Source organism: Kitasatospora sp. NPDC088160 (assembly GCF_044741445.1).
Taxonomy (GTDB): Bacteria; Actinomycetota; Actinomycetes; order Streptomycetales; family Streptomycetaceae; genus Kitasatospora.
On sequence record NZ_JBIUSS010000021.1, the window covers coordinates 54,992 to 81,961 of the forward strand.

The 26,970-nt window shown below is 73.0% G+C and carries 27 protein-coding genes and 1 pseudogene; 3 read left to right on the forward strand and 25 right to left on the reverse strand.

Features of this window, described 5'->3' with window-relative positions:
• Nucleotides 1-21: 21 nt before the first annotated feature.
• From ACIOGZ_RS29510 to ACIOGZ_RS29535, 6 genes are all read right to left on the reverse strand, one after another.
• A complete protein-coding gene (locus ACIOGZ_RS29510; protein ID WP_400988250.1) occupies nucleotides 22-1,065 on the reverse strand; it encodes an Ldh family oxidoreductase in 1,044 nt (347 codons plus the stop codon).
• 75 nt (nucleotides 1,066-1,140) lie between these two features.
• Nucleotides 1,141-1,983 (reverse strand): hypothetical protein, encoded by an 843-nt coding sequence (locus tag ACIOGZ_RS29515; protein ID WP_400988251.1) that lies wholly within the window; start codon nucleotides 1,981-1,983, stop codon nucleotides 1,141-1,143.
• Between the two features lie 91 nt (nucleotides 1,984-2,074).
• The gene (locus ACIOGZ_RS29520; RefSeq protein WP_400988252.1) at nucleotides 2,075-2,962 is read right to left on the reverse strand and encodes an aminoglycoside phosphotransferase family protein; all 888 of its coding nucleotides are present in this window, start codon (nucleotides 2,960-2,962) and stop codon (nucleotides 2,075-2,077) included.
• 146 nt (nucleotides 2,963-3,108) lie between these two features.
• Entirely contained in the window at nucleotides 3,109-4,281 is a 1,173-nt protein-coding gene (eis, locus tag ACIOGZ_RS29525; RefSeq protein WP_400988254.1) for an enhanced intracellular survival protein Eis, read from the reverse strand.
• Between the two features lie 17 nt (nucleotides 4,282-4,298).
• On the reverse strand, nucleotides 4,299-4,841 hold the full coding sequence (locus ACIOGZ_RS29530; RefSeq protein ID WP_400988255.1) for a MaoC family dehydratase: 543 nt from the start codon (nucleotides 4,839-4,841) through the stop codon (nucleotides 4,299-4,301).
• A gap of 2 nt (nucleotides 4,842-4,843) precedes the next feature.
• Entirely contained in the window at nucleotides 4,844-5,767 is a 924-nt protein-coding gene (locus ACIOGZ_RS29535; RefSeq protein ID WP_400988256.1) for an HpcH/HpaI aldolase/citrate lyase family protein, read from the reverse strand.
• A gap of 928 nt (nucleotides 5,768-6,695) precedes the next feature.
• Here ACIOGZ_RS29535 and ACIOGZ_RS29540 point away from each other — a divergent pair.
• Nucleotides 6,696-6,884: pseudogene (locus ACIOGZ_RS29540) on the forward strand (multiprotein-bridging factor 1 family protein); the annotation flags it as partial.
• A gap of 117 nt (nucleotides 6,885-7,001) precedes the next feature.
• Nucleotides 7,002-8,036 (forward strand): transcriptional regulator, encoded by a 1,035-nt coding sequence (locus ACIOGZ_RS29545; RefSeq protein WP_400988422.1) that lies wholly within the window; start codon nucleotides 7,002-7,004, stop codon nucleotides 8,034-8,036.
• Between the two features lie 79 nt (nucleotides 8,037-8,115).
• On the opposite strand, the gene ACIOGZ_RS29550 is transcribed toward ACIOGZ_RS29545, so the two are convergent.
• The 18 genes from ACIOGZ_RS29550 to ACIOGZ_RS29635 all read right to left on the reverse strand — a co-directional run bounded on the left by ACIOGZ_RS29550 (nucleotide 8,116) and on the right by ACIOGZ_RS29635 (nucleotide 24,492).
• Nucleotides 8,116-9,447: a hypothetical protein gene (locus ACIOGZ_RS29550; RefSeq protein ID WP_400988257.1), complete on the reverse strand. Its 1,332-nt coding sequence runs from the start codon at nucleotides 9,445-9,447 to the stop codon at nucleotides 8,116-8,118.
• Between the two features lie 334 nt (nucleotides 9,448-9,781).
• Nucleotides 9,782-10,819, reverse strand: a complete 1,038-nt coding sequence (locus tag ACIOGZ_RS29555; RefSeq protein ID WP_400988259.1) for an aminoglycoside phosphotransferase family protein — start codon at nucleotides 10,817-10,819, stop codon at nucleotides 9,782-9,784.
• Nucleotides 10,816-11,166, reverse strand: coding sequence for a hypothetical protein (locus tag ACIOGZ_RS29560; RefSeq protein ID WP_400988261.1), 351 nt, complete (start codon nucleotides 11,164-11,166; stop codon nucleotides 10,816-10,818). The genes ACIOGZ_RS29555 and ACIOGZ_RS29560 overlap by 4 nt, the downstream gene beginning before the upstream one ends.
• Nucleotides 11,167-11,205: 39 nt before the next feature.
• Nucleotides 11,206-12,057 carry an SAM-dependent methyltransferase gene (locus tag ACIOGZ_RS29565; protein ID WP_400988263.1) on the reverse strand — a complete coding sequence of 284 codons (852 nt, stop codon included), beginning with the start codon at nucleotides 12,055-12,057 and terminating at the stop codon, nucleotides 11,206-11,208.
• 222 nt (nucleotides 12,058-12,279) lie between these two features.
• Nucleotides 12,280-13,167: a type II CAAX prenyl endopeptidase Rce1 family protein gene (locus ACIOGZ_RS29570; RefSeq protein WP_400988265.1), complete on the reverse strand. Its 888-nt coding sequence runs from the start codon at nucleotides 13,165-13,167 to the stop codon at nucleotides 12,280-12,282.
• 87 nt (nucleotides 13,168-13,254) lie between these two features.
• On the reverse strand, nucleotides 13,255-13,470 hold the full coding sequence (locus ACIOGZ_RS29575; RefSeq protein WP_400988267.1) for a hypothetical protein: 216 nt from the start codon (nucleotides 13,468-13,470) through the stop codon (nucleotides 13,255-13,257).
• A 216-nt stretch (nucleotides 13,471-13,686) separates the two neighbouring features.
• A complete protein-coding gene (locus ACIOGZ_RS29580) occupies nucleotides 13,687-14,727 on the reverse strand; it encodes an SAM-dependent methyltransferase (RefSeq protein WP_400988268.1) in 1,041 nt (346 codons plus the stop codon).
• Nucleotides 14,724-16,688: a glycoside hydrolase family 15 protein gene (locus tag ACIOGZ_RS29585; protein WP_400988271.1), complete on the reverse strand. Its 1,965-nt coding sequence runs from the start codon at nucleotides 16,686-16,688 to the stop codon at nucleotides 14,724-14,726. The genes ACIOGZ_RS29580 and ACIOGZ_RS29585 overlap by 4 nt, the downstream gene beginning before the upstream one ends.
• Nucleotides 16,689-16,745: 57 nt before the next feature.
• Nucleotides 16,746-18,086, reverse strand: a complete 1,341-nt coding sequence (locus tag ACIOGZ_RS29590; protein ID WP_400988272.1) for a hypothetical protein — start codon at nucleotides 18,084-18,086, stop codon at nucleotides 16,746-16,748.
• The gene (locus ACIOGZ_RS29595) at nucleotides 18,083-18,490 is read right to left on the reverse strand and encodes a hypothetical protein (RefSeq protein ID WP_400988274.1); all 408 of its coding nucleotides are present in this window, start codon (nucleotides 18,488-18,490) and stop codon (nucleotides 18,083-18,085) included. The genes ACIOGZ_RS29590 and ACIOGZ_RS29595 overlap by 4 nt, the downstream gene beginning before the upstream one ends.
• A 34-nt stretch (nucleotides 18,491-18,524) precedes the next feature.
• Nucleotides 18,525-20,444 carry a hypothetical protein gene (locus ACIOGZ_RS29600; protein WP_400988276.1) on the reverse strand — a complete coding sequence of 640 codons (1,920 nt, stop codon included), beginning with the start codon at nucleotides 20,442-20,444 and terminating at the stop codon, nucleotides 18,525-18,527.
• 192 nt (nucleotides 20,445-20,636) lie between these two features.
• Nucleotides 20,637-21,533 (reverse strand): Scr1 family TA system antitoxin-like transcriptional regulator, encoded by an 897-nt coding sequence (locus ACIOGZ_RS29605; RefSeq protein ID WP_400988278.1) that lies wholly within the window; start codon nucleotides 21,531-21,533, stop codon nucleotides 20,637-20,639.
• Nucleotides 21,526-21,669 carry a hypothetical protein gene (locus ACIOGZ_RS29610; RefSeq protein ID WP_363631131.1) on the reverse strand — a complete coding sequence of 48 codons (144 nt, stop codon included), beginning with the start codon at nucleotides 21,667-21,669 and terminating at the stop codon, nucleotides 21,526-21,528. The genes ACIOGZ_RS29605 and ACIOGZ_RS29610 overlap by 8 nt, the downstream gene beginning before the upstream one ends.
• Before the next feature lie 21 nt (nucleotides 21,670-21,690).
• Complete coding sequence (locus ACIOGZ_RS29615; RefSeq protein WP_400988280.1) at nucleotides 21,691-22,422, reverse strand: hypothetical protein; 732 nt, start codon at nucleotides 22,420-22,422, stop codon at nucleotides 21,691-21,693.
• Nucleotides 22,422-22,853 carry a hypothetical protein gene (locus tag ACIOGZ_RS29620; protein ID WP_400988281.1) on the reverse strand — a complete coding sequence of 144 codons (432 nt, stop codon included), beginning with the start codon at nucleotides 22,851-22,853 and terminating at the stop codon, nucleotides 22,422-22,424. The genes ACIOGZ_RS29615 and ACIOGZ_RS29620 overlap by 1 nt, the downstream gene beginning before the upstream one ends.
• A gap of 28 nt (nucleotides 22,854-22,881) precedes the next feature.
• Entirely contained in the window at nucleotides 22,882-23,739 is an 858-nt protein-coding gene (locus ACIOGZ_RS29625) for an SAM-dependent methyltransferase (protein ID WP_400988282.1), read from the reverse strand.
• On the reverse strand, nucleotides 23,736-23,921 hold the full coding sequence (locus ACIOGZ_RS29630; protein ID WP_363631140.1) for a hypothetical protein: 186 nt from the start codon (nucleotides 23,919-23,921) through the stop codon (nucleotides 23,736-23,738). Before ACIOGZ_RS29630 ends, ACIOGZ_RS29625 begins: the two co-directional genes overlap by 4 nt.
• A gap of 52 nt (nucleotides 23,922-23,973) precedes the next feature.
• Complete coding sequence (locus tag ACIOGZ_RS29635) at nucleotides 23,974-24,492, reverse strand: hypothetical protein (protein WP_400811268.1); 519 nt, start codon at nucleotides 24,490-24,492, stop codon at nucleotides 23,974-23,976.
• Between the two features lie 543 nt (nucleotides 24,493-25,035).
• Here ACIOGZ_RS29635 and ACIOGZ_RS29640 point away from each other — a divergent pair.
• Nucleotides 25,036-26,208 carry an aldo/keto reductase gene (locus tag ACIOGZ_RS29640; RefSeq protein ID WP_400988284.1) on the forward strand — a complete coding sequence of 391 codons (1,173 nt, stop codon included), beginning with the start codon at nucleotides 25,036-25,038 and terminating at the stop codon, nucleotides 26,206-26,208.
• Nucleotides 26,209-26,266: 58 nt separating this feature from the next.
• Here ACIOGZ_RS29640 and ACIOGZ_RS29645 read toward each other — a convergent pair whose 3' ends face one another.
• Nucleotides 26,267-26,968, reverse strand: coding sequence for a 2'-5' RNA ligase family protein (locus tag ACIOGZ_RS29645; RefSeq protein ID WP_363631145.1), 702 nt, complete (start codon nucleotides 26,966-26,968; stop codon nucleotides 26,267-26,269).
• Between the last annotated feature and the right edge of the window lie 2 nt (nucleotides 26,969-26,970).

Sequence of the window (26,970 nt, forward strand, 5' to 3'; positions counted from 1 at the left end):
TCAAGGGTGGGCTCCTGATGGTCAGTCGGAGGTGAAGTCGCCGGCGGCGCGGGCACGCAGACGGGCGAGGAGCGGCGCGGAGACAGGGACGGAGCCGTTCGTGCGGGCGGCGGCCTCGCGGGCGCGGCCGTGTTCGCCGGGCAGGCGCCAGGTGCCGTCGGCCGCCGCCGCGGTGCGCAGGTGGTCGGTGAGGCGGCTGTTGGCGGCGGCCGTGCCGCGGTCGGGGTCGGCGAAGGCGGGGTCGAGCGCGATGAAGGCGTAGCCGGTGGTCCAGGTGTCGTGGACGTCGGTGCCCATGGGGAAGCCGAACAGGGATCCGGTCAGAGCCTGGAGCAGCAGGGACAGCGCGAAGCCGCGGTGGTCGCCGAAGACGACCGCGGAGGAGGCCGTTTCAGGGTCGCGGGTGGCGTTGCCGTCGGCGTCGACGAAGCACTGCTCGGGCAGCGGCTCGCCCGAGCGCCGGTGTTCCCACAGGACGCCCATCGGCGCGAGGGTGGTGCCCATGTCCGCGGTCAGCGGCTGGTCGAGGGTGGGCAGGGCGAAGGAGAGGGGGTTGACGCCGAGGACCGGGGTACGGCCGCCGGCCGGGACGGCCTCGGGCCGGGAGGTGTTGGCGGCGATGCCGATCATGCCGTGTGCGGCGATGGCCTCGGTGAACGCGGACAGGACGCCGTAGCGCTGGGTGTTGATCACCCCGACCACGCCGACGCCGAACCGCCGGGCCCGCTCCAGCGCGACGGCGGTGGCGAAGTCGGCGCTGAGCGGCCCGATCTCGCGGTGCCCGTCGACGACGGCGAACACCCCGCGCTCGCGGACCACTTCGGGCGGGGCCTGCCGCTCGGCGAAGAACCGGGACTCGAAGGCGAACTTCGCCAGCCCGTGCGAGGGCTGGCCGCGCAGCTCCCCGGTCAGGAAGTGCCCGGCCACCCGGCGGCCCGCGTTTTCGGGAACGCCCGCAGCCGCGCACGCCCGGGTCATCAGATCCTCGAGTTCGGTGATCGGCACTTGTACGGTTGCCGCGCCGGCGGGCGCGGGGCTGCGGGTGGAGGGGGCGGTGTCGGACATGGATCTCCCGTTCGGCGGCACGGCGGGGGTAGGACCGGACCCAGGTGGACAGCCGGCCAGAGGTCTGGAGGCAGGTCAGGTACGGGTGCGGAAGCGGTGCCAGGCCATGGCGGAGCGCAGTTGCCCCTCCCGCTCCGCGCGGCGACCCGGCGTGCAGGTGGCGGCCTGCTCGGCGCGGCGCCGGGTGAGCGCGGTGACGAAGGTGTCGGCCGCGTCGGCCGACGCGGCGGCCCAGCCGGGCAGCGCCCGGCGGGCCCAGTCCTCGGCGTCGGCCGCTCTGGTGCCGGCGTCGATCAGCTGCGCGAGCAGGAAGCCGGAGCTCAGCCAGCCGGCGCCCCGTCCGGGCCGAGCCCAGTCCAGCAGGACGGCGGTGCCGTCGTCCTGGATGAGGATGTTGCCCGGATTCAGGTCGGTGTGCACGAGCCGGTCCCCGGCCAGCAGGCCGAGGTCCAGGCCCGCACCCAGGTGTGCCCAGCGTTCCTCGGCGCGCAGCCCGGCGGCGTCGGAGGCCGGCAGTTTCGTGAGGCGCCGGAGCGCGTGCGCGGCGGCGTCGCGGTCCTCCGAGCCCTGGGACAGGTCGGCGACCCGGCCGACGATGTGGTCGAACAGCAGCCACCGCCAGCCGTCAGCGGTGCCGTGGTGAAGCAGGCGGGGTGCGAGCGAGCGGACGGCGGGCGCGATGAGCGCTTCGGTGTCCAGGGTGTGGGCGTGGCGGTGGGACTGCGGGGTGGCCTTGAGGAACACGCGCCGGCCGGGGACCTCCAGGGACAGGCGCAGCCGGGCGGTCCTGCCGGCCGCGGCGTCGGTGGCGGCGAGCACCGGGCCGACGGCCGCCTCGACGGCGGAGCGCAGTGGCTGGGGGACGCCGCTGCACACGGTGGACGTGGCGAGGCCGGGTAGGCCGGGGGCGAGGGCCATCGGGTACCTCCTGGTCCGGATCGCTGCGAAAGGGGTGGTCGGGGACGGTGCGCGGGCCCGACGTCGGGGCCGGGCCCGCGCTCCGTTCGGGCTACGGCCGGTAGGCGGCCATCCGGTCGAGGACGAGGCGGCCGCGCGTCACGAGGTCGTCGCGGTCCTTGATCAGGCCGTTGCGCAGGTAGGAGACGCCGAGGCGGACGGTCAGCAGGTGCAGCAGCCTGTCCTCCTCCAAGGTCAGCGGGCGGCCGTAGCCGGTGAAGTACGCCTCGCGCAGGTCTGGACGCCCCGGCCAGAGGGCACCGAACAGCCAGACGAACTCGGACGCGGCGATACCGTGCGCGGCCGTCGAGAAGTCGATCAGGCCGTGCTGGCCGGTGGCCTCGTCGAACAGCCAGTTGCGGGTCTCGTAGTCGCCGTGCCGGTAGACCAGCGGCAGCTGCTCGGCGAGGTCGGCGAGTTCCTTCGACGCGGCCTCGACCAGGGCGAGCCGGTCGGCGCCCAGGTGCGCCGCGACGTGCTCCAGGCAGTCGGCGGCCTCTTGGGCCTTGTCCTGCATGTCGGAGCGCACCGCGGCGCGGTCCGCGTCCGTGCCGGGCTCGGACGCGTCGTGCCAGCGCCGCAGCAGCCGCCCGGCGTCCTCGTGCAGGCGCAGCTCGGTGCTGGTCTCCAGGGGCAGGCCCCGGACGACGCGGCCGGGCAGCGGCGAGCTGAGGATCGCGCGCAGGTGCGGGTCGCAGGCCAGCAGCCGCGGTGCCTCCTGGTCGGTCAGGTGCGCTTCGGCGTAGGCGTATCCGGCGACTTCGCGTTCGAAGTCGAGGTCGTTGGGGCTGATCTTCACGTAGGCGTCCCAGTCGCCCCTCACGTGCCACACGAGGGAGTTGCTGCGCGGCCAGGAGCGGTCCTCGCTCGCGGCCAGGCCGGGCAGATGGCCGGCGACCCAGTCGTGCAGCTCGGGCGGGAAGTGCTTGGCGGGCGTCATGGCGGTGAGTCTCCGAACGGGCGTGGGAGCGGGTGGACTGGGTGGGCCAGGCGTGCGCGGTCGCGCGGGGCGGGCTGCGGTTCAACCGGCTTCTCCTTTCTGCGAGTTCAACGTTCGGCGGGATGGGCGGGGTGTGGTCGGCACTGTCAGAAGTAGTCGGCGAGCCACGGTTCCCGGTCGACGGTGGCTGCGAGCAGGCGGGTGAGCGCCGTGCTGTCGCCGTGGAGGCCGGCCAGGGCGGCGGCGGCCGGGCTGCGGTAGCCACCTGCGTACCAGACCGCGAACTGCCCTGCGGTCAGGGTGACGTCGGCGGCGTCCACGCTGCTGCGGGCGCCGCCGGGGGTGAGCTGGGCCCGGCCGCCCGCGATGCTCAGGGTGTGCCGGCTGGTGCCGTCCGGGGTGGCGAGGTCCAGCACGATCTCGTCGTCCAGGTGTTCGGGCCATCCGCGCAGCTCGATGGCGCGGGCGGGGTCGAGGACGCGCAGCATCCAGGGGTGCCAGGACCTGGCGGCCTGGATGCCGGCGCCCGTGAGGCGTTGCTGCAGCAGCGGGCCGGGCGGCAGGCCGGTGCGCTCGAACAGCACGGTGGGGATACGGCCGTGGTGGCGGCCGAGGAAGGCGAGCATCGCGTCGGCGTCCCGGGCCTCGGCGGCCCAGAAGTCGTGGACGACCAGCTGCCGGCCGCCCGGGGTGCGCTCCGTCGCCACCGACAGGACGCCGCTCGGCTCCCGGCCCGGTTCGGCGAACGCGTAGGTAGCCAGGTCCGGGTGCTGGTCCTGCTGCCAGGTGCCCCACCACGCGGGGCGCTGCCAGGTCCCGTTCCACCGGGCGGCCAGCAGGTCGCGTAGCAGTGCCAGCTGCGCGGTGTCGCCGTGGGTGATCTCCATCGAGTCCGGTGCCGCCTGCTTGAGGGCGACGGTCGGCACCGTCCAGGAGAACACCCGCGCCGGGGCCTCCCAGCCCAGTCGGCGCACGTACCCGTTGGAGGACGTCCATAGCGTGGCGAGGACCGCGCCCTGGTCTTGAAGGGCGCGCAGCCGCTCCTGGAGCAGGCGGGCCGCGAGGCGGTCGCCGCGTTCCTCCGGGGCGACGCAGCCGCAGCCCATGCTCGCGGCGGGCACCGGCCGGCCGCCGAACCACTGCGGCACCAGTAGGCCCATACCGCCGGCGACGACCCGGCCGCCGCGCACTGCCACCCGCCGGTCGGCGTGCGGGCCCAGACGGGCGATGTCGGGCACAGGCTGGCCGTAGGCGCGGCGGGCGAGAGCGTCGTACTCCTCCCACTGGCCGTCGTCGGCCTCGGTGAACTCCACGTCCACGGTTCGGCTCCCCATCGCTAGTAGCCGGTGGCGTCGCGGACGACGTCCGGGTCGGCGGGGACGAAGAAGGTGCGGGTGCCGGTGACGACCAGCTCGCCTCGCTGGTTGAACCCGTCGACGCGGCAGGTGACGATGCCCTCGTCGGGGCGGCTGCGCGAGCGGCGGGCGGACAGGACGGTGCTGCGTGCGGACAGGGTGTCGCCGACGTGGACGGGCTTCGTCCAGCGGACCTCGTCCAGGGCGAGGTTTCCGGTGGTCATGCCGCTGGTGGAGCGGACCGTCATACCGAGCACGATGTTGAGGGTGAGCATCCCGCACACCAGGACCTGCGGGTGCCCGGTGCGGCGGCAGTACTCGGTGTCGGAGTGGACCGGCGCCTCGTTGCCCATCAGCGCGAGGACCTGGACGTGCTCGGTCTCGGTCACCGTCCGCGCCGGCCGGTGCTCGACGACCAGGCCGGGGACGAGTTCGTCGAGGCCCAGGCCGATGACCTCCCGGACCCGGCCGTTCTCGACAGGGCGGAATCCGCGCGGAAGGAGTGAGGTTTGCTGCTGTTCCATCGTCAACTCGCTTTCACGAGAGAGGTGGTGGTGGCCGTAGTGCTGCGGTCGCCCCGACGGACGACGGCGCGGGCAGCCGCGACGAGGGGCGGGCCGACCATTGCGCCGTCCACCATGGTGATGCCGCCGCCCGCGCGGTCCGCTGCGGCCAGCACGGCTCGGGCCGCTTCCAGCTCGCTCGGGCTGGGGGCGAAAGCCTCCTCGATCACCGGCAGCTGGTGCGGGTGGACCGCGACCTTGCCGGCGAAGCCCAGCTCGACCGCCTCCACCGCCTCTGTGCGCAGCGCATCCGGGGCGTCGAGGGAGAAGAACGGGGAGTCGATGGCGGGAATCCCGGCGGCTGCCGCCGCGGTGATGATCTGGCAGCGCGGGTACCACATCGCCCTGGAGGTGATCCGGCTCCCGGCGGCGGCCGCGTAGTCGGCGGCGCCGAAGAGTACGCCCGCCAGGCCCGGGGCGTGCACGATGTCGGACAGGCCGACGATCGCCCGCGGGGACTCGATCAGTGCCCAGATCTTCGTCGCCGGATGCGCGCCTCGTACGGTCCGCGTCACCGCCTCGATGTCGCCACTCGACTCGACCTTGGGCACTACGATCAGGTCCGGCCACAGGTCCCACTCAGACATCGCGGCGATGTCCCGCAGGCCCTCGGTGCTGTCCGCGGCGTTGATCCGCACGCCCAGCAACGGTCCGGCACCGTCCGCCGACCGGCGGGCGGCGAAGGCGAGCACCTCGGTCCGGGCATTGGCCTTCGCCTTGGCGGGCACCGAGTCCTCCAGGTCGAGCAGTACCACCGCGGCACCGGAGGCGACGGCTGTGGCGAACCGCGTCGGCACGATGCCCGGTGTGACCAGCCAGGTCGGCGTCCCGGGCCCGGCGGCGGCCCCGCACGGCCCGGAGCCCGCTGGATCCATCGACAACTGCATGTCGATCTCCTCTCGAAGGTCGGTCGGGTCAGCCGGTGCTCGGATGAGCACGCTGAACCGGCGGAGGGAACGCGAGGTCGTGCGCCGGCCCGCGCGGCCGGACCGGGAAGGGGGCACCCATGGCACCGTCGGCGGTGTGCGGAGCGCGTGCGCCCCTGGTAGGTGTCCCGAATCGCCTCGGCGTGATCGAGTCGTCCGTGATGCCGCAGCCGGTGGGCCGGTGCCGGGGGCGAAGCTGTCGCACACGGCCGCGGCCGCCATCTTGACGGCCTCGCGCAGTTCCTGCGGGTGGCCGTCGGCGGCAAGGAGGGCGGCCTGGGCGCGGAAGGCGGGGGCGGGTGAACTCTTTTGCGCGCGGGGCGCCGGCGAACTGGCGGACGGCCACCCCGGTGGGGGCGGTGTACTCGTCGAGGTTGTGGCGCCTGGCCGGGTCGACGGTCGTGAGCCCAGTCGAGGACTCCGGGTTCGTCTTCGTCGAGTGCACAGTGGTCCCTTCGAGGGTCGCCGGGCACGGCCACGCTCGTGGAGCGCGCCATACCGGCGTCGGGATCGGGAATGGTTCGGGCGGCACCGTTGGGGCTGTCCGGGAACGCTGGCTCTCACCGGTGGAGGGCCGGGACACAGAGGTCTGCCCGGCGTCCGACCGGCGTGCGCGCCGTGCGGAGGACCAAGCAGACACCAGATCGCGGGACGGTGGAAGGCACTTTCAGGGGGGCACTTTTCCACGCCTGCGACATGTCCATGCCATCAGCGCTGGTCGGTGCCGTCCACGCCGGGTGCGCAACCTCAGCAAACCGCGCCGGGACGCGGCGGGGAAGGCGGCCGGGCATGGCCCGCACACGGTGTGCGAGACCCGCACATCCTGTGAATCGGCCCACAGGCCAGCTGGCCCCATTACCGTTGTAGCCAAAGCGAGTTGGGGAGTCGCATGGCTACTGCACCCAAGGGAAGCCGTGGTCTCGGAGCTGTCATCCGCGGTGCTCGCGCCGCCAGGCGGATGACGCAGGCCGAGCTGGGGAAGGAAACCGGCTATTCCGCTTCCGCGGTGAGCAGAATCGAGAAAGGGGCGATGTGGCCGTCGCCCCAGTCGCTCCTGCGTTTCGAGGACGTACTGGAGATCGACCTCAGCACGTACAAACTCGGTGAACCAGTAAGGGTGTTGAGGTCGCAACAAGCCCCAAGCGCCCCTTCCGGCGCTATCGTGGCGGACAGGACGCCGGAACCGGAGGACCCCATGCGCCGTAGGAATTTGCTGCTGCTTGGCTTCGCCGCGACCGCTTCCCTGGCCATCCCGTCGGCATCGGCAGCAGCCTCGACGGAGCCCAGCCGCGCAGACCCGGCCGACAGCCTGGTGGAACTCCTCTACGCGCCGCCTCCACCCGCGTCCGGGACCTCACTCCCACAGCTCGGCCAGGTGCTCGCCACGGCCCGGGCTCACTTCAGCGCCTCGCGCTACCACGACCTCGGTGCCGGCCTGCCGGGTCTGATCTCCACCGCTGAGTCACACCGCGACTCCTCCAGCGGCAGCGCACGCGAGCGCGCCCACGCACTCACCGCGCGAGGCTACGTCCTGGCCACGGAGCTCGCGGCGAAGCGCCATTCCGACCTCGCCTGGGCGACGGCCGACCGGGCCGTGCAGGCCGCCCGGCAAAGCGGCGACCCGGTCGTCATCGGTGAAGCCGTCCGGGTCCTCGCCATCACCATGCGGCGTGCCGGACGCCCCGCCGCAGCCGTCGGCCTCCTGGAGCGTACGGCTGTCGACCTCGACGGCCACGGCCCTGCCGCGCGGGCCGTCGCCGCCAGCCTGTGGATGACCGCCGCCTACACCGCGGCGTGCGCCCACGGCGCCAGCACGGCCTACGACCTACTGGCCGGCGCCGCCGAGGCGGTCGACCGGCTGCCGGCCGGTCTCCCACAGCGTCGGCTGTTCACCGTGGAGGCGACGCAGGCGCAGGTCGACCTGTACCGGATCGGCGTGCACACGGCGCTCGGCGAGCCGGACCAGGCCGTCCCCTATGCGAAGCGAATCAACCCGGCCGCTCTGCCCACCACCGAGCGCCAGGCACGCTGGGGCACCGACACCGCCCGCATGTGGATGCGCCTCGGCGACCAGCAGCGCACCCTGACCGCGCTGCAGTTCGTCGACCGGATCGCCCCCGAGGAGGCCCGCCGCCCCGCTCTGCAGGCGCTGACCTCCGAGCTGCTCTACGCGGCGATGCCCACACCCGGCGTGCGCGACTTCGCACACCGGACCGGCGTTCTCGTCTGAGGAACCCGCGCTCCCGCCAGGACCGGAAGGCCGACGGCCGGGGCGCCCGGGAGGTTCCCCTTGGGCACCCCGACACCACTCAGGTCGACCGCGGGAGATCGGAACGGACCCGGTGCGCGAACTCACGTACCCGCGGATCACCACTCCACGGGTCGAGCCTGCCAACCAGGTCGTAGAGGTAGCTGTGAGCCCGCGGTGAGCGCACTGTGGCAAGAATGTCCACTGCCCGATGCCCGCCGGCCACCGCCTGCTCGAGGTCCCGGTCGATCGCGTGCGTGCTGCCGAGGACGGCATAACGAATGCCGACCGCACGCGTGTAGCGGTCCAGCGGCATCGCGCCGGCACGCTCGGCCCAGCGCCGGGCAGCCGCTGTGAGCCTGAGGTCCCTGTGCGCCTCGGCGCCGTCGGTGGCCATCCGTTCGGGAGTCATGTAGGCGATCCACGGCGGATCGTAGGTGCCCGGACGGATGCCGGACAGCAGGTTCTCGCAGCGCACCAGTGCGGCGGCGGCGCCCGCACCGTCACCGGCCTTGGCCAACGCCCGGGCCTCGGCGAGCTTGCAGAACGCCAGCACCCTCGGAGCGGCGTGGCCTTTGCCCCGCTCGTACGCCGCCTCCGCCATGTCTGCGGCCTCCGACGGCCAGCCTGCCAGGAATGTCTTCAGGGAAACGGTGGCCAGCACGTAGCTGCCCAGCTCCACATCACCGGCGGCCCTGGCCAGGCGCAGGGCCTGGATCAGCAGCCGGTCCGCCGCGCCGTGGTGCCCCGCATCCATTGCCGCCCACCCCAGCACTCTCGACAGCTCCGCGAGGGCGCTGTGCAGCGCCTGCCCGGTCTCCGCGGAGTAGCTGCCGGCCAGCATCGGGGCGGCGGACCGCAGGCAGACCAGCACGTTGCTGTTGCGCCAGTCCCCGCCCCCGTACCGCGAGTCCATGAGCTGGGCCTGAGCAGCTGCCGCCCACACCTCCTCGACATCGGTCTGGCCGACGCGGCGCTCTCCGGAACGCGGGGCTGGGACGTCGGCGGGGACAGCCATCCATCGCATCGTCGCCGAGCCGAGGACGGCGGGCACGGCACTCGGCAGGCGCAGGACATTACGGCGGTGCACGGTCCTCCAACAGGTGATGGCGTTCCCGATCGCGGTCTCGCGGTCTCGGGGGAAATCCAACCCGACCGCGGGGTCGAAAGCCGCCAACTCCCCGAGTCCGGCATCCTCAAGAGTGACGGGTCGGTTCAAGCGTTCGCCCAACAGCCGGACGACCCGCTTGGCCGTCACCTCGTTGGGCCTGGCCCCGTCCAGCCAGCGCTGCACATGGGTATGGGTGTAGGCGGTGGGTTTGTCGTCATTTTGGGACAGCCGGTTGACCTCGCGCGCGAGCCACGAGCGTTTCACACCGGCCTCCGCGATCAACCCTCCCAGGGCAGTGTTCGCCTTGTGAGGCGACGAACCACTGAGCGCCGAGGGGGCCGACGAACCGACGTTACGACCGCCACCCGCCCTGGAGAGCGGTGGCACGGTCGCACCGTGATCCCTTGCATGCATAGGTCACCTCGTCGTGTCAGCCCGTGCGGGTGAAAGGGGTTGGGCGTGGCGGCAGGCCGGGGCTGCCGAAGCAGCCTGGTCTGCCGCAACAGGGGAACCCGCGCAGGAGTTCGAGGCCGCAGAGGGTGCGCTCTGCCAGTGGCACGGCCACTGGGCCGGCGCGAGGAGTGCGCTCGGGCGCTGACCTGCGAAGCCCCGGGGGTCACGCTGTCCGGGCGCGGGTTGACGCCGCTTCCGCAGCCGGGACGGTGGGGTCGGTGCTCCAGTTCCACGGGTGGCGTGCCGGATTGCTGTTCAGGGTCCGGACGCAGTTCAGTCGGCGTGCCGCCTCCGGCCGCCACGCGGGGTCGTGGACAGCTGCCTCCAGCGCGATGACGGCGCCGGTGGCTGCCCGCAGACGGGCGAGCACCTTGTAGGGCGCTCCCTGCCGGTCGGTAGTCACATCCGCTCCGTAGGCGTGGCAGAAACGCGCGTAGCCGGCGGGGTCCTCGCCGAAGCCGTCGCGGCGCCATGCCTCGAAGGCGAGGTCGTAGGCCGCGGGTCCCCTGCTGACCGTTTCGAAGTCGATCAGCGCCGGGCCGGCCGGGGTCACGATGCTGTTCAGGACGTTGAGGTCCCCGTGCAGGACAACGTCACCGCCACAGGGTGTGTTCTTCCACTGCTCGCCGGCTGCGGAGACGTGGATGCTCAGCCAGTGCACATCGGCAGGAGCCAGGACGTCCTCGGGTAGGCGGCTGATCCGGGACAGCAGGGTCCCGGTCACGTCCAGGGCGGGAAGGGCTATGTGGGACGGCAGGGGCAGTGCGTGCAGCTCCGCGAGGAGCCGGCCGAGGCCCTTGAACGATGCGGGCGGTCCGTCGCCCAGGTCCTCGGTGAAGGTGACGAGCAGTCCGGTCTCGGTCGCCGTAGGCCGTTCCACGACGGGCCGGGCTGTCAGGACGCCGCTGCGATGCAGCCATGCGGCGACCTGCACCTCCCGGTGAACCGCCGTCGGGGTGGGGCGGGGCTCGTGGACCTTGGCGACGACCGGGCGTCCCGGCGCCGCATGGGGCAGCCGCACCACCCAGTTGCGGTGGAGTTGCAGTGTCCGGGCGCCTTCCAGGTTGAACCCGGCAGCCGCGGCTGCCTGCCGGAGGGCCGTCCGGGCCCGGCTGGTCAAGCTGGCTTCGTTGATCGGGTTCGGGGGGCGGCGCGCGGTAGCCGGCGGCCGGCTGGCCAAGCGCTGGGTCGTGTGGTTCATGGCAGGTTCCTCGGATTGGGGGTGTGAACAGTGGCAACGGCGATCTGGGCCGGCGCAAGTCCGCTGGGCCCCGGGTAGCCGGTCTCGTCACCACCGCCGGCCACGACGAAGCCGTGCTCCTCGTGCCAGGTGGTGTCCGACCACGCGGCGGTGACCGCGAGTTGGCGGAGGTCGGACGGGAAGGAGCCCCCGGTAGCCGGGATCCAGCCGGGATGGTCCTGCGGTCTTCCGGTGCGGCGCAGCTCGGCGAGGCGGTGGCGCTGGTCGTGATGTCCTCGGCGGGGCCAGCAGGCGCACCAGCGCGAGGGCGTCCTCGTCGTCCCGTGCCTGCACTGGCGGGCAGGCACGGGTATCTCCGGCACCGGTGAGCGGGACGGTCGGCGTGGTCACGACACGTCCTGGTGTACGGCCGGCAGTGCCGGGCCGCCGAGGTGGATGATGCCGCCGAACTCGACCACCTTGGCGAGCTGCCCGCCTCCGGGTGCCGGGTGTTGCCGCTTGGCGGACCATGCGCGCCTCGCCACCGGGCCCGGGGGCGGACCGAGCAGCGGGTGCGGGGTGAGCGCGGCGACGATCTCGGCGCTGCTGCGCACCTGCCCCCACCAGCCGCGGGTCCGTTCCGCGAGGAGGCCGTTGACGGCCCACCTGGTCATGTCGTCGTCGATCGCCCACTGGGAGACAGCGAGCAGGCTCCCCTGGGGGAGCCTGCTGACGATGGCCGCGACCAGGCCGGCGAGGTCGCGCAGGGCGGCGGTGTGCGGGGACGACACCAGGAGCACGCACACGGGGTGCCGCCAGTCGACGCGGTCGTGCAGGACCGGGTGGTCGAGGATGTCCGCGGTGAGGTAGGGCGCCGTGATCACGGGAGTGAGGTGGGTGGCGTCGAGTTCGGCCCTGGCGTGTGCGACCGCCCACACGTCGGTCTCGACGGATACCACCAGCGCCGAGGGGTCGAGGTCGTGCGCACGCTGGTAGATGTGGGGGAGCCGGGGGATTCCGCAGCCCAGGTCGATGATCTGGCGGACCCCCATGCGGACCGCCCTGCGGACGACGCCGGTCTTGAACTCGCCGGCGGCGTGGACAGCGGCACCAAGGCCACCCACGAGCCTGGCGAGGTCGGCGGCGAGCACCTCGTCGACCTGGCGGTTGATCTCCTGCCCCGCGAGGTGGTTGACCATCTGCAGGCCGTTCGGCACGCAGGGGTCCAAAGTACCGGTTTCGGTGTTCGTGCTGTTCATGGACGGCACCTCTCAGTGGAAGAACGGTCGGACGGTGGGCGAAGGTCAGTGCTGTCGGGCACGGGTGTAGCGGGTTTCCTGATTGCGGCGGCTGATCTGGCAGAACGTGATGGCCTGCGCTGCCCAGGAGACGGTGGTGGCGGTTGTCCGGGGGCCCCGGCGGTGCGGGGTGTGGTGCGACGACCTGCGCCCCGCTCGGAGCCTGCACCCGGACGGCGGGCGTCAGGTCCAGATCTGGGCGCCGATGGCGGCCAGGTCGTAGGCGGTGTGGGCCGCTACCAGGGGCAGGAGTCGGCCGTGGCGCAGGAACAGGAGCACCGCCGCGACGGCGAAGAGAGCGCTGGCCGCGCCGGGCAGGCCGAGGTAGAGATGGAGGGTGATCCTGGCGGCCGCGGCGGCGATCAGGATGGCCGGGGTCGGTAACCGGGCCGCCTGACCGAGGACGACGAGACCGGCGGTCAGCGCGCCTTCCTCCAGCACGCCCGCAGTGAGGGCGGTCACGATCGGCATCAGGAGATCACCCCGGTCGAAGCCGAGCTGGATGATCTGCGGCGCCGCTGGCGCGCTTGCCGGTGCGATTCGGGCGACGGCCACCGCCAGGATGCCCGACACCAGGAGCCAGAGCGTGTACTGCGCCCCCATGGACAAGCCGGTCCAGGAGGTGGCGGGCTTGGCCGGGTCGCGCAGCAGTCGCTGCGCCGGTACGCCGGCGAGGTGGCACAGCTCCACGGCCAAGGCGGCGGCCACGGCGGGGACGATCGCGATACACGCGGCGTGGGCCCAGATCTGATGGACGCCCACAAGGGCTACGACCGTCGTCGCTCCGAGCAGTGGGGCGACGGTGAGCGGGTCACGCCACGGAAGACGGCCACCGTGCGCACGGGTGCGGCGGGCACGTAGTCCCGCGCTGGCGACGGCCGCGCCGACAGCTCCCGCGGTGGTCGCCGCGGCCCAACGTGCCGGGGTGTCGAGGAAGGGCAGGCCGAGCGGGCCGGTGAGGAACCGGACGGCGTCCAGGGCGGCGGCCGGGAACGCCGCCACGTACAGGATCAGCGGCAGGAGCCGGCGGCTCCCAAGATGCGGGGCGTGCGCGGCGGAGGGGGAGGTCACGGGTGCTCCAGTCGGATGTGGTCTCGGTTGCTGTGCGGTCGGGAGTCGGCGGCGCGGGGTGGGAGGGCGGGATTCGGGCCGCCGAGGTCAGGGGTCAACGCGGGTGTCCGGCCGGGGGATGCGGACCACGTCTCCGTACTCGATGACGGCGGGGTCCTGGCCGGAGGGCGGGGTCTGACCGTCGGCCGTCAACGCGGCCACGTCGCCGGGGCGGGAGCCGACGCGGCCCGGCGGCCGGACGGAAGGGCTGGCCAGAGCCGGATGCCACCCGTTGGAGACGGGACCGGAGTTCCTCGCGGTCACCCGGCGGCTCCGGTCCGCTCGGCGATCGTGCGATCGTGAAGGTGGATGACGCCGCCGAATTCGACCGGGCCTTTCTGCCTGCCATCGGCGAGTACCCGGGCCTACTCGGGATCGGGTGACAGCCATGCGGTGACGGGCCCGGGAGGCCTCCCGGGCATTCGGTGTCGAGTGAGCGCCGCCGCGATCTCCGTTCGTGCGAGCTGGCTTCCGTCGCGTTCATCGGGCCTCCCGCATTCGACGGAACGAGGTCAGATCCGAGAACGGCCAGGCCCCGCAGGGCATCGGCCCGGCTCCGGCGGGTGTGGGTGCCCCGGCGCCGGCCGGAGCGGCGCGGGGGCTGGCCGTGGGGCTCGGGCCGGACGGCGTGATCCGGGCGATCGCGCCGAGCACCGCTGCCCGGGGCGGTCCGGCGGGCCGGTACGACGACCGGATGTAGTGCGGTGCCTCGACGACGCCCAACGGCTCGACGAGGGGCAGGTCGCGGAGCAGGCCAGCGGTCTGAGCCGGGGTGCGCAGGCGGTCCCACCGGCCGTCGAGCGCGGTGGCCATCACCTCGTCGACCTGTCGGGCGAGGTGGGTGTCCTCGACGGTCAGCTGGCATACCGCCAGGTACCCGCCGGCGGGCAGGAGCCGGGCGAGGTCGGCCGTGAGGGCGCTGGTCACCGTGTCCGGCACCGCTTCCACCGCGGTGCACAGCACGGCCACCGGCCGGGCCGGGTCGAGGCGCGCGGCGACGGCCGGGTGTTCCAGGACGCGGTGCACACCGCTGGCGAGGCCGATGTCGGCGACGGCCACGCGGTCGCTGCCGGTGAGCACGCAGCGGGCGTGGGCGTGCACGACGGGGTCGGCGTCCGCGTACACCGTGCGGCAGGCCGGGTCGATGGTCTGTGCGATCTCGTGGACGTTGCGCCGGGGTGCGTAGTGCGGGAAGCCGTGGTCGGTGTGGATGATCTGCCGCACCCCGAGGTCGCGTACGAGCACGGTGACGGCGTGTTCGGCGAACGCGAGGGCGTCCTGGACCCGGTAGGGCATGTCCGGCAGCAGGCCGAGCAGCCTTCCTGCGGCCGTGCAGCTGGAGAGGTTGGCGTCGTGCCCGCCTGCCAGGACGTCCCGGATCCCGGCGTAGGAAGCCCGGTCCAGCAGCGCCAGGATGCGTTCGCGCTCGGTGTCCTCGCGGTCCGGTTCGGCCTGGGCCGCCGTACTGCTGCCCGTCGGCCAGCCCGTGGCCGGGGCGGTCGTGCGGCCGGTGCGGGTCACGAGCGGCTCCCGGACACGGCATCCGGTGCGGCCGGTTCGGTGGCGGTGCGCTGACCGGGGACCGGGAGCGTGTCCGGGCCGTCCGGCTGGGTGGACAGGTAGGCGCCGCCGCAGGCGGTCAGCCGCAGTGCGGTGTCGATCAGCGGGACGTGGCTGAAGGCCTGCGGGAAGTTGCCGACCTGGCGCTTGAGCCGCGGGTCCCACTCCTCGGCGAGCAGGCCGAGGTCGTTGCGCAGCGCGAGCAGCCGGTCGAACAGCTCGCGCGCCTCCTGCACCCGGCCGATCATGGCGAGGTCGTCGGCCAGCCAGAACGAGCAGGCCAGGAAGGCGCCCTCGTGGCCGGAGAGGCCGTCGACGTTGTTGCCGCTCTCGTCGTGGGTCGGGTAGCGCAGCACGAAGCCGTCCTCGGTGGACAGCTCGCGCTGGATCGCCTCGATGGTGCCGATGACGCGCTTGTCGTCCGGCGGCAGGAAGCCGACCTGGGGGATGAGCAGCAGCGAGGCGTCCAGCTCCTTGCCGCCGTAGTACTGGGTGAAGGTGTTGCGTTCCGGGTCGTAGCCCTTCTCGCAGACGTCCCGGTGGATGGTCTCGCGCAGCTCGCGCCAGCGCTCCAGGTGGCCGTCGGAGGGGGCGTCCTCGGGGGTCTGCTCCAGCAGCTTGATCGTCCGGTCGACGGCGACCCAGGCCATCACCTTGGAGTGGACGAAGTGCCGGCGCGGGCCGCGGACCTCCCAGATGCCCTCGTCCGGCTCCTGCCAGTGGTCCTCCAGGTACTCGATCAGGCGCAGCTGGAGGTGGTGGGCGTGGTCGTTGCGGACCAGGCCGGTCATGTGGGCCAGGTGCAGGGCCTCGACGACCTCGCCGTAGACGTCCAGCTGGAGCTGGCCGGCCGCGCCGTTGCCGACCCGGACGGGCTGGGAGCCCTCGTAGCCGGGCAGCCAGTCCAGCGAGGACTCGGTGAGCTCGCGCTCGCCGGCGATGCCGTACATGATCTGGAGGTTCTCCGGGTCGCCGGCGACGGCGCGCAGCAGCCACTCGCGCCAGGCCTTGGCCTCGTCGCGGTAGCCGGTGCGCAGCAGCGAGGAGAGGGTGATCGCGGCGTCGCGCAGCCAGGTGTAGCGGTAGTCCCAGTTGCGCTCACCGCCGATGTCCTCGGGCAGCGAGGTGGTGGGGGCGGCGACGATGCCGCCGGTGGGGGCGTAGGTGAGGCCCTTGAGGGTGATCAGGGAGCGGATCACGGCCTCGCGGTAGGGGCCCTGGTAGGTGCACTGGGCGGCCCAGTCGCGCCAGAAGTCGGTGGTGCGGGCGAGTTCGTGGTCGGGGCCGACGATGGGTGGGGCGCCGCGGTGGGACTCGCGGTAGGTGAGGACGAACGCGGTCCATTCGCCGGCGGTGACGGTGAACTCGGCGGTGAGGGTGGCGTCCGTGTCGGCGTGGTAGTGGGCGCTGTCCAGCCATATCGCGTCGGGACCGGCGACCGCGGCCAGGCGGTGCGTGATGCCGGGTTCGGTGTCCGGGCGGTCGAGGGCGGGCCGGGTGCGGCCGTAGCCGAAGCGGGGCCGCAGGGTGGAGCGCACCCGCACGGTGCCGGTCAGGCCTTCGACGATGCGGACGATGCGGGGCACCGGGTCGGCGCCGACACGGGCGGCGGCGGGCATGAAGTCGGTCACCCGGACGGTGCCGCCGGGGGTGTCCCACTCCTGTTCCAGGATCAGAGAGTCGCCCCGGTAGCGGCGGCGGTCGGCCGGGCGCGGGCGGTCGGTGGCGGGGGCCAGGTGCCAGGAGCCGTGTTCGTCGGTGCCGAGCAGGCCGGCGAACACGGCCGGCGAGTCGAATCGTGGGGCGCACATCCAGTCGACGGTTCCGTCCCGGTGGACGAGGGCGGCGGTCTGCGTGTTGCCGATCAGGGCGTGGTCTTCGATCCGGCGTGCGGGCGGGTAGGCGTGGGCGTGGGCGTGCACGGGCGTCCTTACGTGGGTGGGAGCGGGGCGGCCGGGGGTCCTGGCCGTGGTGGGTGGTCAGGTGGTGCGGCAGGTGGGGGCGGTGCGGGGGGTGTCAGCTTCGAGCAGCACGCGGGCGGCCGTGCGGCGCAGGCCGGGGGACAGTCCGTCGGGCAGGACGACCCGGTCCAAGGCGCCGCCCGCCGTCCACGGATCGCCGGTGCGCGCACCAGGGGAGTGGGCCAGGGCCCGGCGCAACGAGGGGTCGAGGGCGGCGAGGACGCCGAGTACGGCGGCGGCGTCGGCGAGGTCGGTGTGGGGGTCGCGGCGGCCGGCGGCGGCGAGTTCGAGGGGGCCGGTCAGTACGAGCAGGTCGGGTCCCGGGTGTGCGAGGCCGCGTTCGAGCGCGGCGAGTACGGTCCACGGCATCCGGCCGGGTGCCAGCAGCATCACCGCGTCCACCGGTGTCGGCAGGGGCGAGCAGGTGGCGACGACGGCATGGCTGTCGCGGGCCAGGCGCGCGAGGATCTGCGCGTGCTCGTACGGGGGCTGGGCAGCGGTCAGGCACACGACCGGGCGGGGTCCGCGTCGGCGTGGCGCATCGGGCAGGGCGTGGGCCCGGGCGGTGAACCTGCGCGCGGTGGTGCCGTCGGGACACACCACCACGACACGGCCGATCCCGGGCCGGGCCGCGACGTCGAGGGCCAGGCGGGCGGCGGCGTCCAGGCGCGCGGTTCCGCCGGTGGGCCGTGCCGGGGCGTCGAGCGGCAGCTCCAGGCGCCAGCCGCGGGCGGTGGCCGGGCCCAGCTCGTGCAGCCGGCCGTACCGGGGGCCGGGGCGGGCGGTCCACAGCTGGCCGGCCTGGTCGACCATCGCGGTGGCGGTGGTCTGCAGCAGGCGTCGTGCGGCCGGGACCGCGGCATCCGACAGCAGGTCACCGGCTGCGGTGCCGGCCGCCTGGAGTGCCAGGACGTCTTCGACCAGCAGCAGCTGCCAGGGCCCGAGCCGGTGCGCGCGGTGCGCGTCGGCGACGACCTCGGCGCCCGCGAGCGTGGCCACGGCCAACACCGGCCCCGGGTCCCGGAGTTCGCGCGCCACGGCGATGGGGTCGCCGTGCAGCGTGCTGCCGGCCGGGGCACGACCGACTGCGACGCGCTCGCCGAACCCGTGGACCCCGACCAGCCGGGCACCGGGCGCCGCGGAGGGCTGCCAATGGGAGAGCACGTGGGCGATGTCGCCACCTTGCAGGATCACCAGTGCACGGGCGGCGGCGCCGACGGCGTGCCGGGCCTGGACGGTGAGTGCGGGGCGCGGCCCGGTCATCAGCAGCCGCGCGGCCCTCCCGGTCCTGGCCGGCGTCTGCGGTACCTCGGCCCGGTGGTGGGCCGGGTACGCGGATGCGGTCTGTACCGCGGTCACCGGGTTCCTCCCGGTCGCTGGGACCTCACGCGGCGGGGGGTGGTGCGGACGTGCATCCACTGCGCCGCGATACGTACTTGGCTGATGCTCGTCTGGGCGGAGGCTGCGCGGTGGGCGCGGGTGTCCAGGGCGAGCCCGGCATCCGCTGCGGCGGCGCCGGTGCGGTAGCGGACGCCGTCGGCGGCGATGTCGACCACCAGCAGGCTCCTGGCAGTGGTGGTGATCTCGATCGTCGGCACCGTGGTCGCGAGGGCGGCGAGGGCCACGCGTTCGGCATCCGGCACGGTGGGCAGCACCGTGCTGATCCATAAGGCGTAGTAGTCGGTGGTGTGCAGTCCCAGCGGGATCACGCTGCCGCCGCCGGCTCGCGGCAGGGAAGCGTCGGGGATGACGGTGTGGTTCATACGGTGTCCCGTGAGGTGGAGGGCGAGGGCCAGGTCAGGCGCTGGCGGGCTGGCGGGCTGGCGGGCCTGCGGCCGGTGCGGACGGCAGACCGTGCCGCCGCACGGCCTGCCAGGCACTGAGCCGCAGGCCCGTGGGAGACAGAAGGTCAGGGTGGAGGGTGTCGGTGGCACGGGCACGCTCGGCGGTGTCGCGCATCTCCTCGGCCACGGTGGTGTCCGCCCACGCGCAGACCGCCCGGGCACGCTGCTCATCGGCGCCGGCAGGCAGCGGCAGCGCCAGCTCCAGGCCAGGCCAGCCGCCGCCGGTGGCGCGGGCGCGACGCAGGTCCTTCTTCAGGTCCGGGTCGAGGGCGGCGAGGGCGGCGGTGAGCGTGGACAGGGTCCCCCAGCGGCCGTGTGCGGTGCTGTCGGCGGCGATGAGCAGCAGCGGGCGCTGCCTGCCCGGGCCGACGGGGGTGAGCGCGGCCTCGATGGCGGCGGCGGTCCGGGCTGCGGGCAGCTCACCGGTGGTGTGGATGAGGGCGTCCGCGTCCAGGCCTGCGGGCAGCCGGCCGCCGGTCACCAGCACCCGCAGCTGGTGCGGACCGTGCCGAAAGCGCGACACCACCGTGTTGTGTTCCGGGTCATGGCCGGCGGGTAGGACGTCGATCTGGACCCCGCCGTCGCCGTCGGTGATCGCCTTGGCGAGCCGTGCGGCGTCCCGATCGGTCGCGCCGTGGACGACCACCCGCGCCAGGTGGTGGGCACTCGCCAGGGCGAGGACCAAGTCGCCTAGGCCCTCGCCCCGCAGGCCCGGTGCCGCCGCGGCCGCGAGCCGGTAGGGACGCATCCGCCCCGCCTCGACGGCCTGACATGGCATCAGGTTCGCGGTGATGGGGCCCGTGGTGTACGGATCGCAGCCTTCGTGGCGCGTGCGGCCGGTGGCTGTGAGGCGCGGTGTGGACGTCAGCCGGAGCACGGCGCGCACCGGTGGGCAACTCGGGTGGCGGCCGACCCGCTCCCCTACCTGTGGCAGGTGATCGTCGAGCGCGATCGAGAGATCGAAGGGGTGGTGCGTGTGGGCGGCGGCCAGGATCTCCAGGCCCGCGGGTGTCGTGATGACGGTGGCGGGCAGGGTCGTGCCCACCAGACGGCGCATTCCCCGCAGGCTGGTGGCGACGGGAACTCCCGGCGGCGTGGGCGGGCGGCCCGGCCGCTCGGCTTCAGAGCGTGTCAGGATGACGGCGACGTGCCCCGCCTCGCGGCGCGTCGCGGCCAGCGTCGCCACGTCGCTGGTCCAGTGCTCGCCGTACGGGGTGACGGCCAGGACCCGCGTGCCGGCGTCGGCTTCGCGGTCGGTGACGGCGCGGGCGAGCCCGGCCTGTTCGGCGCGCGGTGCCACCACCAGCGCCCGGCCCGTGTCCGCCAGCGCGCGCCGGGCACGGTCGACAACGGTCGCCAGGTGCGCGGGCAGCGGCGCGGTGGTGTTGTACTCGCGGTCGGGGTACACGTCGGCCGGGCGCACGATCCCGGCCAGACAACCCAGGCCGACGGCCTGGTGGATGCTGGCGAGACCGGTGCTGACCAGCAGGTTGGCGCGGTAGTTGCTGACAGTGGCTCGGGAGTTGCCTAGCTCGGCCGCGATGTCGCCGGTGCTGTGGCCCGCAGACAGGCGCAGCAGCAACAGTTGCTCGGGACCGAGGTCCCCGATGGTGTCGTGGCCTGGTGCGCCGAGGTTGTGCGCCGTCAGGTGGCCCGCCAGGGTGTGGGCGGCGACCAGTGCGGTCCGGGACCGGACGTCGGCCGCCCTGCGCAGGCGGGTCACAGCGCCCGTCACCTCCACGACGTTGCAGGCGAGCTGTTCGGCGATCTCCTCGGCGGTCAGTGGTCCCGCCATGCGCCGTGCCCAGGCCTGTGACGCGGCGTCGTCGAGCGGAGCGGGCACACCGGCCGGGCGGGCCATGGCAGTGCTCATCGCGCACCTGCCCGATTCCGCTCGGCCATGACGCCCCGGGGTGCTCGGGCGACCTGTCCGTCGGTGACCGGTCGTGCGTCGGCGACCGGGGTGGGTGGGATGCGGTTCATGGGCGGTGTCCTGGTGAGGGTCGGTGGTGGCCGGGCGCCGACGTGGGCGACGGCTACCGGGGATGGACGGGGATTGCCGTGGTCACCACGCGGGGCGGATGCTCGCCGCGGCGGTGAGCTCGGAGGCCGTACGCCGCAGCATGCTCAGGCTCGGTTGCGGGTCCAGTGCCCGGGTCGCGCAGCGGTCGACGAGACGGCGGAGTTCTTCGGCTGAGTCCGATCCGCCGATGCGGTAGTGCGCTCCGTGGTGCTTGACCTCGACGACCAGCACGATGCCGGCCGGGCCGGAAAGGAGGAGTTCGACCAGTTCGGTGGTGGGATGGCCGCCGCTGGCGGCTGTCGCGACCTGGACCCGCACCTCGGTGCTCTCGGCGAGATGGACCAGGTGCCGGATCTGCCTTGCCAGGCCGGGACTGGCGCCCTGGCGCAGGACGGCTTCGCCGAGGACCACCGTCCACGGCGGACCGTCCGTGAGAGCGGTGCGCGACAGCGGTGTGGTCAGGGCGGTGCGATCCGCAGGGCTTACCTCGTCCATGAACTGGATGACGGCGGCGCCGTAGGTGCGGGTGCGCAGCCCGATCGGGACGACCAGGGCGGCACTCGCCCGCACCCGCTCGGCTGTGCCGGCGACCAGCATCAGGCGCCCTGCCCATCCGGGTTGGCAGTCCGCGAAGGCCGCGCAGTTTTCCGGATACGCCGTCAGCTGCGCGGCGATAGCGATCAGGCCCGGCCAGTGGTCGCTCGTCTCCGGGGTTGCGTAGGCCGCGAGCAGTCCAGCGGTCTGGCTCGGGCTGGGGACAGCCAGGCCGGTCTCGACGCGCCGAAGGTAGTCAGCCGAGCAGCCGGCCGTGGTCGCGCCGTGGCGCAGCATCCGGTCGGCGCGGGCGGTTCGCAGGCACAGCCCGAGCAGGACGGCGCCCGCCGCTCGGCCACCGTGGCCCAGGGGTTCCGGGCCCGGAAGGCCGGCAATGTCACGCATCGAGCGTCGCCTCGACACTCTGCCGTCCGGTGACGGTGCCCGGGTCCGCGGCGGGCAGCGGCGCGGGCATCCGCACCGGATCGGTGGGGGATCCGGTGTACGGCGGGGCGGTCGAGGTGACCAGGTCGCACGGCACGGTGGAGCTCCAGGGGAGTAGTCAGCGGGAGACGGACGCACGCGGGCGGGGCTGCTGGGGGTAGGCGGCGGCGACCTGACGGGCGAGATCGGTGTGGCCGGCCTGTTCAAGGTCGGCGGCGAGGTCGACGATCGTGCAGCCGTGCAGGACGGCTTCCTGGGCGGAGGCGACCAGCCAGCCCACCAGCGGGTCGTCGTAGGCGATGGCGGCGCTCCGGAAGGGAATCGGACCGTCCGGGGAGGGCCGGTAGAGGGTGCCGCGGTACCCGAACTCGACGTCCGGGTCGGTGACCCGCACCGCGGCCCAGCCCTCGGCCAGGTGACGGCACGCCAGCACGGAGTAGGCCGCGCCCTCCAGCGACAGCGGCGGGTGCAGCGTCCTGACGCCCTCCGGCCAGCCAGCCGGTATGTCCGCGCGGGACCGGGCGTCTTCCAGAAGGAAGAGCACCCCCAGCTTGTTCTCGTCCGCGTCGGCGTAGGTCACCTGGCAGCGCAGGTCGTCCAGGCATTCGCCCTGCCGCCTCGCGTGGGTGTAGCGGTACCGGGGCGCACCGTCGGGGTTCGCGGTGAGCCGCTCCCACAGGACGCTGCGACGATCGCGGTCCTCGTCCCGCTCCTCGGCGTAGCCGATCCCGACCGAAACCCCGTGGCCGTTGGTCGTGTAGACGACCGGAGGCCTTTCCGGGGATTCGCCGTGGCGGATCGTCACGTACGGCACGGGGGCCTGGTCCACAGGCAGCGGAGCGCGTCCCATCAGGCCACCACCGGCATCGGCAGGGCGGCCAGCGCGACCACGGCCCGCCCAGCGCCCACGCGGACCATCGCGGGCAACTCCGCTCGTGCGAGCCGGCCGGCCAGGTCGGTGGTCCCGGCTCCCGGCGGCACCAGCCAGTGGATGCCCTCGTGCGGCGAGGCCGTCAGCGGCGGAATGTGGACGCGTGCCTCCGGGGGCATCGGGCGAACGCCGGGTGCCCGGGGCACACGCTGGCGGAGGAACTCGCCGGGCGGCAGCAGGAGGTCGTGGTAACCGAGCCTGGTCGCGATCACCGGCCCGCAGTCTGGGCCGATTGCCGCCAGCACCGCTGTGGCGGGCCCGTCGTCGATCCGCAGGACCTCGAACACCCGGCCGCACAGGAGACCGACGACGTGCGCCGGCAGCCACACCGGCCGGGCCGAAAGCGACACAACCGCACTCGCTCGTTGCATGAGGCGCCTACCGCTTCCGCGCGACCGCGCCGTAGGCACCCGCCGCCCGAGCCAGCCGCAGGTTGCCCGGCGCCCGCGAGGCGGACCACCGCTGAACGGGGACGACACCGGGCCCCAGCAGCTCCCAGCCGTCGAACAGCGCAGTGAACTCCTCCCGGGACCGCGCGAAGAACGGCAGCTGCATCGCGGTACGTCCCAGAACGCGCCGGCTGACCCTGACGTGGTCCAGACTCCGGTGACTGATCGCCAGCAGGCTCCCCGGCGCCGCGACCTCCGTGTACGCGGCCACCACCCGGCGCGCGTCCTCGACCTCGTGCAGCACGTCGAACAGCGTCAGCGCGACCGGCTCACCCGACGAAATCAGCCCACTGCCCAGCGCCGCCCCCACCTCGGCGAGATCGGCACGCACATGCCGGACCTCCGACGTGCCATTCCCCCTCAGCAGGGCACGGGCGTGCGACATCACGATCGGGTCCCGATCGACGTAGACCACCCTCGAACCAGGTGCCGCCAGCTCGTGGACCTCGCCAAGCAGTCGGTGATGGACCGATCCCGGCATTGCCCTGCCCCACCAGTGCGGCAACGGCAACCCACACCCGAGATCGAGGATCTGCATCGGACCACAGCTCCCGATCCAGGCCAGCACCGCCTTCCGGAAGGCTTTACGCTGCAGCGCGGCCCGCCGAGCCCCGGGCTCCCAACCCCACAGCAGGCCGACCTCCTCCCGATCCGCTGGAAAATTACCGATCCCGCCCAGCAGGTAGTCCTCGACCCGCGCGGACTGCGGCCGATGGAGATTCAGCTCGATCCCGTCGAACTCCTCCACGGCGTCCGGCTGCGCCATCTCATGGGCCGTGGTGATCATGCGGCACGCCCTGCCACGGTGAGGCGGGCCGGGAGGCGGTGAACCTCGTGGAAGGTCAAGGGGCCGCTTGCGTGCAGCGCCCAGCCCTGTTCGAGCGCGGCGAACGCGATCTCGGCGTCCTGCTTGGAGGAGGTGGCGGAGGCCGTACCTTCGCGGGGAACGACCGGGACGTGGGGGTACACGGCGGGACTCCTTCGGATTGATGGACGAGGCGAGATGGGACAGGTGGGCTGGTCAACCGTGGTGGTGAGAGCGGCGACGCCGCCGGACGGGCTCCTGCCAGGTGGGGCGCTCCGGTCGGCCGAAGGCGGCGACCGCCGCCGCGTACAGGCCCTCGGCCGTGGTGGTGCCCCCGGGCGGTACGACCCAGTGCAGGAACCGGCCCGAGGCGTCGGTCAGCGGCGGAACCCTGATCGGCGTACCCGTCGGCAGCTGCCACGCCTTCGGAATGTCGCTGTCAACCCGCGTGCCCTGGGCCAGCAGGAAGTCGTAGAAGTTGGCGGCGGGACTGGCGATCACCGGACCGCAGGTCCTGCCGAGTCGAGCGGTGATCAGCGCGCCGGCCTCGGCTCCGCACCGCACCGCCTCGAAATAGCGGCCGACGTCGACACGCCATGAGGCGGTGCCCGCCGTCGGTACCCAGCTGGGCTGTAGACCGAAGGCGTCCGGCGCCGTCCGGGAGCCGGTGGGGCTGAGCTGGTCGGCACCGCCCGAGGTGAACTGGGCTTGGGCGGGAAGGGCAGGAGCGGTCACTGGTGCACGCCTTCTGAAGTGGGGATGGAGGGAGCGTTGGTGGCAGTCAAGTCGGAGGTCCTTGAGGGTCCAGCCGGTGCGGCGGCCGCACCCAAGTCCCTTGGGCAGCACAGGTTTCGCCAACGCGTGTTGCCCAAGGGGGTGCCGGCCGTCCCCGCCTCGTGCGGGCGGTAGGGACATGTGGGACTCACCCCCGGGGGTCGGCCGTCGAGGCCCGCTGCTGGCGGCTTCGGAGAACGAACCAACCGTGGCCCCAGCTGGGCGGACATCACCAGGCTGTTGGGCGGCCATCTGACGGCCATCTTCGGGCTGCGAACGCCAGAGATCGTCATCAATGAGAGTTATTTGTCCCAGTTTAGGATTCTGTACATGGCTGGCTGCAGGCGGAGATGTCCACCAGATGGCCACCCAACGGCCTGGTGGTGCCCAGCTGGCAGCAGGCACCGTAGGACCCTGGGTGCCATCGGATCGCTTGCTGCGGGCGCGGGGCCCTTGCCACGGCAACTGGCCCAAGTAGGCGGCTGCCAGCGGATCAAGGAATCGATGGAGGAGATCTCGGTGGACGGCGAGGGTCCGCGATCTGGCTATCCTGAGCGCCTGCTTCACCCGGTGACGCGGGCGTCCGCGCCCGACCGGCACTTCCAGGACGGCGGCCCCCTGCTTGATGCGCTCGCCCAGCCGGTCTGCCTGGATCTGGCGCCGCGACGTCTTGCACCTGGCCTTGCCGTCCACCCCCTCGGCCTGGGCTGCCGGTCCATCGGCTCAGATATGACACCTCACGCGGTTCCCGACAGCGAGTGGCTCGACGGCATGCGGAGCGCCGTCGAGCACGGCGCCAACCTCTTCGACGTCGCCGACACGTACGGGGACGGACGCGCGGAGCGCCTGCTCGGTCAAGTGGTCGGGGAGTACGGGAGGCAGGGAGTCACGCTCAAGATCAGCAGCAAGGTTGGGCACCGAGGGACGGCGCCCCATCCCTACGCAGGACCTCACCTGAGGCATCAGCTCGAACAGAGCTTGGAGAACCTGAACGTCGAGCAACTCGACTTGTTCGCTCTGCCCTCCCATGACTTCGGGCCGGGCGACCGCTACCTGGGCCCGGCCGTCGAGGTCCTGCGAGCTATGAAGGACTTCGGGACGATCGGGGCAATCGGCCTGGTCGGACCATCGTCGGGCCCTGCCGCCACGCCTAGCGCAGGCGGCCACGCGCGCTTCGATGAGCTGTTCGCCCTGATCCAGCCTGACGTCGTCATGCTTCCCTTCAACGCGCTGACGCCGCTCGCGCTCCTACCAGGGGGTGGAAAGGGCGAGCTGATCTCCCGTCTCGCCGACAGTGACACCGGGGTGCTTCTCACCTCACCGCTGGCCGGCGGGCTCCTTGCGGGGGCCGTTTCCTGCAGAAACCGTTTGCCGGCGCCGAGGAACGAGACGAGGAACGTCATCGCTCGCGTGCTCGCCCCGCTGCGTGAACGTCTCGGGGGCCACCCGGCGGTTCTCGGTCAGGCCGCGCTGCGGTACTGCCTGTCCCGCGGGCGGGGCACGGCCGTGGTGGCCGGGTTCGGGCGTGCCGATCACGTCATGCTGAACTACGGTTGCCTCGGCCTGGACTTGTCGCCTGAGGACGAGGCGGCTGTCGAGGCCGCATATGCCACGCTGCGCGAAGAGCTCCAGTTGACGCGACCCGAGGTCGTACGGCAGTCCACGGCCGCTGGGTAGCCCGCCCTGCCGGAACGCCGGCATGCGGAACGGCCGGTGGGCTGACGCATCCCACCCATCAGACCAGGGCAACACGCCTGAGAGTTCGCCAGTGGTACTGCCGACCGTGACGGCGCAGTTCGACGAGGTCGAGAGCACCGACGTCCAGCGCCACGGGCGCGAGTACGCGCAGTGGTTCGACGGCGTCGATGAGCGGCCGGGCAGGTCGGGCTACAGGGTTGTACCCGATTCCGAGGTGTGGCCGGAACCGACCGGTCTCCGTTCCCCCGGGCACCCCGAGGCTGCGCCCTGCGGAGGTAAGCTGCTGGTGCAGGTGGACCAGGCCGGTCCAGGGGGAGACCGAGAATCGGACCGCTCCGCGTGAGCCACTGAGCGGATGTGCGGCCAAGGCCAGGCGAGGCAGCTCCAGGCACTCCACCTGGCGCGCCAGCGCGTCGACGGTACCTGTCGGCACGTCGGCGGTGTTGCCGATACGCAGAACGGTGAGGTGCAGGCCCTCGGCCGGCGTGAGGTCGAGGGCCAGGTGCTCAAGAGCTTGCTGGCACTGCACCGCCCGCTCGGCCAGATCGCGGTTGTCGCCGAAGGTCAGCATCCAGTACAGGCGACGGGTGCCGTCGTCCCAGCCCGGCCGCTCCCAGTGGTTCACGAGACGGTCGAGCCCAGCGTAGGCATCCCAGTCGGTGCGCACGATGGCGTTCGCATCGGCGAGGTCCGTCGGCGGCGCGCAGGGGAACGCCGCGGAGTCAGGCAGCAGGGCCATGA